Source organism: Baekduia sp. (assembly GCF_035996765.1).
In the GTDB taxonomy this organism is placed as follows: domain Bacteria; phylum Actinomycetota; class Thermoleophilia; order Solirubrobacterales; family Solirubrobacteraceae; genus Baekduia.
The window spans coordinates 51,728-60,258 of record NZ_DASYJG010000083.1 but is presented as its reverse complement, the minus strand read 5'-3'; the positions used below and the strand labels follow the sequence as shown (position 1 = coordinate 60,258).

The following is an 8,531-nucleotide window of genomic DNA, read 5'->3' as shown; positions in this document are numbered from 1 at the left end:
TCGGCGAGGTCGTGGCGCGCGGACTCCGGCAGCTGGGGCAGCGTCTCGTCGAGCTTGCTGCGGGTCGCCGCCGCGACGTGGGGGAGGCTGGAGTTCAGGTCCGACTTGCCGATCGTCGTCACCAGGGCGCCCATGACCGCCACGCCGAAGGTGCCCCCGAGCATGCGGCTCATCGAGAGCGTGCCTGAGGCGAGCCCGGCCTTGGTCCGGTCGATCGCATTCATCGCCGCGGTCGTCATCGGCGACATCACCAGGCCCATGCCGAGGCCCATCAGGACGAAGGCGCCCAGCAGTTGGGTGTAGGGCGTATCGACGGACAGGTGGCCCTGCCAGAAGAGCGAGATCGCGTTGAGCAGGAGGCCGACGGTCATCAGCGGCCGCGGGCCGATCTTGTCGCTCAGCCGGCCGGCGATCGGCCCCGCGAAGATGATCACGACGGTCATCGGCAGGAACCGGACGCCCGCTTGCAACGGCGTGTAGCCGCGAACGTTCTGCAAGTACAAGGCGAAGAAAAAGAACGTCGCGAGCATCGCGAAGCTGACGATGAAGGCCACCAGGTTGGCGCCCGCGAACGAGCGTGAGCGGAAGAACTTGAAGTCGACCATCGGGTTGGTGATGCGCGCCTCGACGATCGCGAACGCGGTCAGCGAGATCACCGCGACGGCGAGCAGGCCGAGGATGCGGGCCGAGCCCCAACCCCACGCGTTGCTCTCGACCAGCGCGAGGACGAGCGCCCCGAGGCCGACGCTGAGGGTGGAGACGCCGGCGTAGTCGACCGACGGCGGCGCCGTGTGGTCGCGCGACTCGTGCGTGGCAAACAGCGTCACGACGACCGCGATGGCGGCGACCGGCAAGTTGAGGAAGAAGATCGACTGCCAGGAGACGTTCTCCACCAGGAAGCCGCCGACGACGGGGCCGATCGCCAGCGCCATCGCCGAGACGCCGGCCCAGGTCCCGATCGCCTTGCCGCGCTCCTCGGGTGGGAAGGCATTGGAGATGATCGAGAGCGTCGCGGGCATCATGAACGCGGCGCCGATGCCCTGGATCGCGCGGCCGGTGACCAGCCACGCCTCGGACTGCGAGAAGCCGATGAACGCGCTGGAGGCGCCGAAGACGATGACGCCGAAGAGGAACATCTTGCGGCGGCCGAAGATGTCGCCGAGGCGCCCACCGGTAACCAGCAGCACGGCGAAGCTCAACGTGTAGGCGTTGACGGTCCACTCGAGGCCGGAGATCGACGCGCCGAGATCCTTCTGGATCGATGGCAGCGCGACGTTGACGACCGTGTTGTCCAACATGATCATGAACAGCGCGAAGCACATCGCCGCGAGGGTCCACCAACGGCGGTTCTCCTCGCTGACGAAGCGGGTGCGGAGTTGTGAGCGGGTCATCGGCGACGCTCCTTGGGGAGGAGGGAGAGGGCATCCAGCAGCGTGGACCGCTGGACGGGGGAGAGGTCGGCGGCCCAGGCGGCGAGGCCATGGAGTCGCGCGGTGTCGACGCGGTCGATCAGCTCGCGGGCGGCCGGGGTCGGGCCCACGCGCTTGACGCGCCGGTCGTGCTCATCCTCGCGCCGCTCGACCAGCCCGCGTTGGAGCAGGCCGTCGATCGTGCGCGAGGCGTTGGGGAGGGACATGCTGAGCTCTTCGGCGAGCTCCTTGACCGAGGACTCCTTCTCGCACTCCATGAGGATGTGGAGCATCTTCAGCTGGGTCATCGAGAGATCGGCCTCGGCCAGCAGGCGGTACAGGTCGCGCGTCGACCCGGCGAGGATCTGTCGCCAGAGGTCGAGCATGGCGGTTGCGAGGGCCTCTGCCGTCGCTTCCGTCGTCGCACTGCTTGCTTGCATGCACGTAAGTATTACGGCGACGCAGCGAGTGCGCAAGCGCACGCAGTGTGCGGTCGGTCACAGAAACGCCGCGGCGCTACTGCGTGAAGGCGGTGTCGTGGTCCGCCGTGCGGCGGAACGTCAGCGCCTTGGCGTCGAACACGTAGTCGCGCTCACGCAGCTTCGCGGGGCAGCAGAGGTCATCGCCCTCGGCGTAGCGCGGCTCCAGCACGCTGAGCGTCGTCCCGGAGATTCGCAGCGACGCGCCGTAGAGCGACTGCAGCCGGAAGACGACCTTCAGCGACGTCTGGTCGTCGGTCTGTGCGGTCTGCTGGCCGTGGGTGGAGAAGACGTAGAGGCCCACGGCGCCGGCCGCGCCGCCGGTGGAGACCAGGATCAGCGCGTCCTGGCGACCGTCGCCGGTGACGTCGAGAAAGCCGCTGCGCGGATCGACGATCGCGCTCTTGTTGGACAGCATGCGCTTGACCCCGGCGCTGGTCTTGGGGTCGTCGAGCAGCTTCTTGGTGAAGACGGTCTGCGACGGCGTCGGGTCGGCTTGGGCGAGCGGGCCGGCAAGCGCGGCGAGGCCGGTCACCGCGACGGCGGCGAGCGGGAGGGCCGTGAGGCGGCGGGCGCGGCGCATGGCGACATGGTGGCGCATGTGCAGCGCCGCCGGCTAGGGCTGCAGCAGCTGGTTTTGCGAGGACGGGCGTGGCTTGCCCACCACGATGCGCGCGGCGCGGACCCCGTCGACGCTGACCTTCAGCGCGTAGGTGCCCTGCTTGACGTCGCCCTTGACCGACGCGGTCTCGCGTGGGCTGATCGGACCGGTCTCGATCGCTTTGACGCCGGGGCTGTCGCCGCCCGGGTCATCGGCGGACTCCAGCGTCACCTGCTGTGAGGACGTCGACTGGTTGGAGATGATCAACGTGATCGGGCCCGCGCCGAACCGCTTGGGGGAGACCGAGACGGCCTCGTCGTTGATCGACGCGCTGATGACGATCGGCGTCGGCGGCCGCTCCGCGTTGGTGTACTTGTGGTCGTCCGAGCCGCAGGAGGCCAGCACGACGGCAGCGGTCAGCGCGCAGGCGGCTGCCGCTGCCTGTCGGGGCTTCCTGCGGTGTGCGGGGCTCTGGCTCCTCATCCTTCGACCCGGGCCGGTCCCATCCGCGAGGACGGGGTGGCGGCCCGGCGCGAACCCTAGCCGAGCGGAAGCTTTCGCGCCATTGACCGGTGCGCTGGGGACCGTTGAGCCGTCATCTCAGCCGTCATGGTCTCCACCGGTGTGCAGCGCGGCGCGGTCGGCCTCGATGTCCTGCAGCCGTTCTTGGAGGCGATCCCACGACTCGGCCTCCGCGGCGTCGTACGCGCGCCCCTGCAGCTCGGCGAGATCCTCGCGGTACGCGCTCCACGCCTTGCGGGTGCGCTCATCCAGCGTGCTGTCGTGGGGGGTGAACGTGGCCATGGGTCCTCCGATCCGGCTGGGGGTCGGCTCGCACCGTACTCCGGAGGCCGGTCGAACGCCCTGCAACGACTTGCCCGGTGCGTCCGAAGACCGGAGTACAAACACACGTTCGCCATGGACGTCGCCGTCTCCGCCTCCCCCGATCTCCTCGATGCCGCGCTGGCCACGGCCGAGTTCCTCGTCGTCGACACCGAGACCAACGGGCTGGCTGGCGAGCGGTGCGAGGTCACCGAGATCGGCGCGGTGCTCGTGGGCGGCGGCGAGCTCCACGAGCGTTGGGAGACGCTCGTGCCGGTGCGGGCGCCGCTGTCGCGCGGGATCCAGCGCTTCACCGGCGTGACGCAGGCGATGGTCGACGAGGCGCCGCCGGCGGAGCTGACGCTGCCCGAGCTCGCCGAGCAGCTCGAGGGGCGCGTGCTGGTGGCCCACAACGCGGCGTTTGATCGGCGCGTGCTCGCCCAGGCGTTCGGGCGCGCGGGCGTCGCGTGGCTGGACCCGCCGTCGCTCTGCACGGTCGCCTTGGCACGGGAGCTGCATCCGCTCGCGCGCCAACGCAAGCTCGCGCCACTGGCCGAGTCGCTGGGCATCGACGTCGACGTGACGCACCGCGCGCTCGCCGACGCGGAGACCTGCGCGCGCGTGCTCTGCGCGCTCTTTCCGCGGCTGTGCGCCAACGCGGGCACGGTCGGTCAGGCGCTGGCGCTGCTGCGATCCAAGCGGCGGCGGACGGGAAACGGACCCGCCCGCCCCCGAACCGACGGCGGCACGTCACTGCGTGGCTACCGGAAGCGGAAGGTCGACTGCTCGGCGCTGCCGCCCGAGCCCGGCGTCTACATCTTTCGCAACGCCGAGGGTCAGCCGCTGTACGTCGGCAAGTCGGTGGACATCCGCGCACGCGCCAAGGCGCACTTCCGGCCGTCGTCGCCGGACACGGGCTGGATCGCCCAGGCCGAGACGGTCGACTGGGAGCAGACCAACAGCGAAGTCGGCGCGCTGCTGACCGAGTACCGGCTGATCAAGCAGCTGCGTCCGCCCGGCAACGAGCGCCTCAAGCACGACGACCACTGGGTCTATCTGCGCTGTCGGTTGGACATCGCCTATCCGATCCTGGAGATCGCGCCCGAGCCCTCGCCGGGGCTGGCGGTCAACGTCGGGCCGCTGCGCGGGCGCTTTGCCGCGGTCGAGCTGGTTGAGCAGCTGCAGTCGCTCTTCTCCCTGCGCCACTGCGGGCGGGGGATGAAGCGCCGTGAGCACCCGTCGGCCTACGGGCAGATGGGGCGCTGCCTGTCGCCGTGTCTCGGCGATCTCGATCCGAATGCCTACCGGCGCCGGCTGGACGAGGCGCTGGCGCTGTTCACGGGAGACGGCGATGGCGGGCGGGCGCTTTTGGCGCATCTGGATGGTGAGATGCGCGCGGCCGCCGCCGAGGAGCGCTTTGAACGCGCGGGCTGGTTGCGGCGCCGACGCGTCCGGCTGGCCGAGTTGCTGGAGCGCCTGGGCGGTGCGGTGGCGGCGACCCACGCCCGGCCGCGGCTCGTGCTGGCCGCGCATCCGGAGGCGGAGCGCTTCGACGCGTTGTGGCTGGTCGGCGGGCGCGTGGCGGATTGGGCGCCGCTGCGCGAGCCTGCGGATGTCTGGGCGCGGACACAGCATGCGCTGCGCGGGGGCGATGGGCGCGGCGCGACGGCCTGCGCGACGCCCGACGAGGTGGGGGCGTTGCGGATCGCGACGACGTGGCTGGCGTCGCATCCGTCGCTGGAGCTCGCGCTGTCGGCCACGATGACGCGAGCGCGCGTGGAGCGGTTCGCCGCGCGGGCACTGGCGGCAAGGCCCGACGCTTGAGGTACCGCTCCCCGGCGGCGTCGAGGGACGACCTGTGGGTCCTGGGCGCACACAAGTCGTCCCTCGATGGCTCGCGGCGCGACTGGACGCACGCCCTCCCGTGTTCTGTGGCGTTAATCGGCAGATGTTCGAGCGCATTTGGGGCCGAACCTGTGCAAGATCTGCAACGGAACCTGCAAGACGCGGCACGGATCGCCGCACGAAGCATCGGGAGGGCCTCCTGTCGCGAGACCATTCCATCATCGACGGACGCGTGCCCGGCAGCGGCTGAGGGGCCGGGCGCGCCGTCCGGCGAACGGGGCTCAGACCGTTGGCGCGGGGCGCTCGATTCGGACGGACCGACCGCCCCGCGCCAACGCTCGGCGCTGCGCCGTCAGACCAGCGGTGGCGTGACGACCTGCGCCTCGACGGCCGGCTCGCCGACGAGCACGTGATCGCCGGGGGCGACCTCGCGGCGCAGGATCGCCAGCGCGATCGGGCCTGCGGTCGGCGAGACGACGGCCGAACCGATGCGGCCGACCTCGCGCGCGTCGGCGCCCTCGGCGCCGGCGACGGTCACGACGGCGCCCGGCGCCACGGGCGCCGTCAGCTTGAGCCCGCGAAGGTGGCGGTTCGGCTTGCCCTTCCAATGCAGCCGCGCGACCGTCTCCTGGCCGACGTAGCAGCCCTTCGTGAAGCTCACCGCGCGCTCGACGATGCCGGCCTCGGCGGGCATCACGCTCTCGTCGAGGTCGATCCCGTAGCGCGGACGACCGTGCTCGACGCGGACGATCTCGGCGACCGCCTCCGGCGCCTCGATCGCGCCGGCGGCCAGCAGCGCGGCGCGCACCTCGGCAACGCGGGCGGTCTCCGGCAAGACGTCGAGCCCGCCGTCGATGCGGACGACGTACGTGCTCGCTGAGCCGGCGACGTCGTGCTCCTCCTCACCCGGGATCGGCAGTCCGGCGGCGCGCGCGACCTCCTCCGAGCGTGGCCCGACCAGCGAGAGCAGCCCGAGCTCCAGCGTGCGCTTGTGCAGCTCGGCCTGCCAGCCGATCAGCCCGCGGCGGACCTGGTCGAAGAGCGGCTGGAGCGCGACGCGCTCGCAGATGAGCAGCAGGCCGTCGGTGGTTGCGAGCGCCCGCAGGTCGCCGAGCATCCGGCCCTTGTTGGTCAGCAGCGCGGCGTAGCGGCCGTGGCCGATCTCGAGCGCGGCGATGTCGTTGCTGACCTGGCCGTCGAGGAACGCCTGGGCCTGCTCGCCGGTGAGGAGCAGCTTGCCGGCCTCGGAGCGGTCGATCAGGCCCGCGCCGCTCGTGCAGGCGTCATAGCCGGTGGAGAGCGTGTCGACGGTGGCCATGCGGTCGAGGATACGAGGACGATCTGGACATTCGGTTGAAGTCAGATTTAGGCTAGGCTAAAATCTATTCCGATGACGCTCGAAGTCTCTTCCGCAGTCCAGGACTACGCCAAGGCCATCTACTCGCTCGAGCAGCGCGGGGAGGGTGGTGCCGTCAGCACCAACGCGCTGGCCGAGCGCCTCGGCGTCTCGGCCGCCTCAGCGTCGAGCATGGTCAAGAAGCTCGACGGCCTCGGGATCGTCGAGCACGTCCCGTACCGCGGCGTCGGATTGACCGAGCGCGGCATGAACGTCGCGCTGGAGGTGCTGCGCCACCACCGATTGCTGGAGCGCTTCCTGGTCGAGGAGCTCGGTGTCCCGTGGGATCGCGTGCACGACGAGGCCGAGGTGCTCGAGCACCATCTCTCCGAGGAGTTGGAGGAGCTGATCGCCGCCAAGCTCGGCCATCCGACGATCGACCCGCACGGCGATCCGATTCCGACCGCGGATCTCAAGATCGTCGAGCCAACGACCGTCGCCATGGATGAGCTCGAGGTCGGCGCCAGCGGGCGCTTCGTCCGCGTCTCCGACAGTGACCCCGAGATGCTGCGCTACCTCGGTGCACGCGGGATCGCGCCCGGCGAGCGTTTCGAGGTGGTCGACAAGCAGCCTTTCGGTGGGCCGATCTTCGCGCGTTTCGGCGCGGTCGAGGACGTCCATCCGCTCGGCGGCCGCCTTGCGGCGGCCATGCGCGTCGAGGTTTCGGCGTGACGCCGCCGCCGGTGGACGCCCCGGCCGGTGTCGAGGCGCTCCCGCTCCCGGGCGCCTCGACCCTCCAGCGCGCACGCCGCCCCGGCATTCACGGTCGCGGCGCGCGCCTGGCGCTCATCGGCCCCGCCTTCGTCGCCTGCATCGCCTACGTCGACCCGGGCAACTTCGCCACCAACATCGCCGGCGGCTCCAAGTACGGGTACATGCTCTTGTGGGTGCTCTTGGGCGCCAACCTGATGGCGATGCTGATCCAGAACCTCTCGGCGAAGATCGGCATCGCCACCGGCAAGAACCTTCCGGAGCTCTGCCGCGCGCACTTTCCGCGGCCGGTGACCTGGGGCCTGTGGGTCCAAGCCGAGCTGATCGCGATGGCCACCGACCTGGCCGAGTTCGTCGGCGCGGCGATCGCGCTCAACCTGTTGTTCAACATCCCGCTGCTGCCGTCGGGGCTGATCACGGCCGTCGCGGCCTTCGGCATCCTCGGGCTGCAGAGCCGCGGCTACCGGCGCTTCGAGCTGGCGATCATCGGCTTTTTGGCCGTGATCCTGCTGGGGTTCCTCTACGACACGCTGCGCATCGGCTTCGACGCCGGTGAGGCGGCCAAGGGCTTCGTCCCGCACTTCGACGGCAGCGACTCGATCCTGCTGGCCACCGGCATCCTCGGCGCGACGGTGATGCCGCACGTCATCTACCTGCACTCGGCGCTGACGCAGAACCGCGTGCAGGCCACTGACGACGTCGAGCGCCGTCTGCTGCTGCGCTTCAACCGCATCGACGTCTCGATCGCGATGACGCTGGCCGGCATCATCAACATGTCCATGTTGATCATCGCGGCGTCGCTCTTCTTCGGCAACGGTCCGGACGTCGACACGATCGAGAAGGCCCATGCGGGCTTCAAGGAGCTCGTCGGGCCGTCGGCGGCGGTCGCCTTCGCGCTCGCGCTGCTGGCGTCGGGCTTTGCGTCCTCCAGCGTCGGCACCTACGCCGGCCAGGTCGTCATGCAGGGCTTCATCGCCCGGGCCGTGCCGCTGGCGGTCCGGCGGGCCGTAACGATGACGCCCGCGCTCATCGTCCTCGCCATCGGCGTCGACCCGTCCAAAGCGCTGGTCATCAGCCAGGTCGTGCTGTCGTTCGGCATTCCGTTCGCGCTGGTGCCGCTGGTGCTGCTCACGCGGCGCAAGGACATCATGGGCGCGCTGGTCAACCGCAGGCTGACGACGGTCGTCGCGGGCTTCGTCGCGGCGATCATCTCGGCGCTGAACCTCTTCCTGCTGATCGACACCTTCGGGTTGATCTAGCGCGGCCGC

General features: G+C 70.4%; 9 protein-coding genes. 3 read left to right on the top strand and 6 right to left on the bottom strand.

The features are described from left to right. The 5 genes from VGO10_RS18505 to VGO10_RS18485 all read right to left on the bottom strand — a co-directional run. Positions 1-1,391, bottom strand: a 1,391-nt coding sequence (locus VGO10_RS18505; RefSeq protein WP_327471148.1) for an MFS transporter, incomplete at its 3' end; no start/stop codon positions are given. Beyond that, the gene (locus VGO10_RS18500) at positions 1,388-1,795 is read right to left on the bottom strand and encodes a MarR family winged helix-turn-helix transcriptional regulator (protein ID WP_327471146.1); all 408 of its coding nucleotides are present in this window, start codon (positions 1,793-1,795) and stop codon (positions 1,388-1,390) included. The genes VGO10_RS18505 and VGO10_RS18500, both read right to left, overlap by 4 nt. A 130-nt stretch (positions 1,796-1,925) precedes the next feature. Next, a complete protein-coding gene (locus VGO10_RS18495) occupies positions 1,926-2,471 on the bottom strand; it encodes a hypothetical protein (RefSeq protein WP_327471144.1) in 546 nt (181 codons plus the stop codon). Between the two features lie 33 nt (positions 2,472-2,504). Beyond that, the gene (locus tag VGO10_RS18490; protein ID WP_327471142.1) at positions 2,505-2,972 is read right to left on the bottom strand and encodes a hypothetical protein; all 468 of its coding nucleotides are present in this window, start codon (positions 2,970-2,972) and stop codon (positions 2,505-2,507) included. Between the two features lie 117 nt (positions 2,973-3,089). Continuing rightward, positions 3,090-3,293, bottom strand: a complete 204-nt coding sequence (locus VGO10_RS18485) for a hypothetical protein (protein WP_327471140.1) — start codon at positions 3,291-3,293, stop codon at positions 3,090-3,092. Between the two features lie 114 nt (positions 3,294-3,407). On the opposite strand from VGO10_RS18485, the gene VGO10_RS18480 reads away from it, so the two are divergent. Next, positions 3,408-5,135, top strand: a complete 1,728-nt coding sequence (locus VGO10_RS18480; RefSeq protein WP_327471138.1) for an exonuclease domain-containing protein — start codon at positions 3,408-3,410, stop codon at positions 5,133-5,135. 373 nt (positions 5,136-5,508) lie between these two features. Here VGO10_RS18480 and VGO10_RS18475 read toward each other — a convergent pair whose 3' ends face one another. Then, on the bottom strand, positions 5,509-6,474 hold the full coding sequence (locus VGO10_RS18475) for a folate-binding protein (RefSeq protein ID WP_327471135.1): 966 nt from the start codon (positions 6,472-6,474) through the stop codon (positions 5,509-5,511). 72 nt (positions 6,475-6,546) lie between these two features. On the opposite strand from VGO10_RS18475, the gene VGO10_RS18470 reads away from it, so the two are divergent. Together VGO10_RS18470 and VGO10_RS18465 are read left to right on the top strand one after the other, a co-directional pair. Beyond that, a complete protein-coding gene (locus tag VGO10_RS18470; RefSeq protein ID WP_327471133.1) occupies positions 6,547-7,224 on the top strand; it encodes a metal-dependent transcriptional regulator in 678 nt (225 codons plus the stop codon). Next, a complete protein-coding gene (locus VGO10_RS18465) occupies positions 7,221-8,522 on the top strand; it encodes an Nramp family divalent metal transporter (protein ID WP_327471131.1) in 1,302 nt (433 codons plus the stop codon). The genes VGO10_RS18470 and VGO10_RS18465 overlap by 4 nt, the downstream gene beginning before the upstream one ends. Positions 8,523-8,531: the final 9 nt, after the last annotated feature.

Bases quoted from the DNA above. Each gene is read 5' to 3' on its own strand.
- VGO10_RS18470 (WP_327471133.1), top strand. From the start codon at position 6,547: ATGACGCTCGAAGTCTCTTCCGCAGTCCAGGACTACGCCAAGGCCATC.
- VGO10_RS18485 (WP_327471140.1), bottom strand. From the start codon at position 3,293: ATGGCCACGTTCACCCCCCACGACAGCACGCTGGATGAGCGCACCCGC.
- VGO10_RS18495 (WP_327471144.1), bottom strand. From the start codon at position 2,471: ATGCGCCGCGCCCGCCGCCTCACGGCCCTCCCGCTCGCCGCCGTCGCG.
- VGO10_RS18475 (WP_327471135.1), bottom strand. From the start codon at position 6,474: ATGGCCACCGTCGACACGCTCTCCACCGGCTATGACGCCTGCACGAGC.
- VGO10_RS18500 (WP_327471146.1), bottom strand. From the start codon at position 1,795: ATGCTCGACCTCTGGCGACAGATCCTCGCCGGGTCGACGCGCGACCTG.
- VGO10_RS18490 (WP_327471142.1), bottom strand. From the start codon at position 2,972: ATGAGGAGCCAGAGCCCCGCACACCGCAGGAAGCCCCGACAGGCAGCG.
- VGO10_RS18480 (WP_327471138.1), top strand. From the start codon at position 3,408: ATGGACGTCGCCGTCTCCGCCTCCCCCGATCTCCTCGATGCCGCGCTG.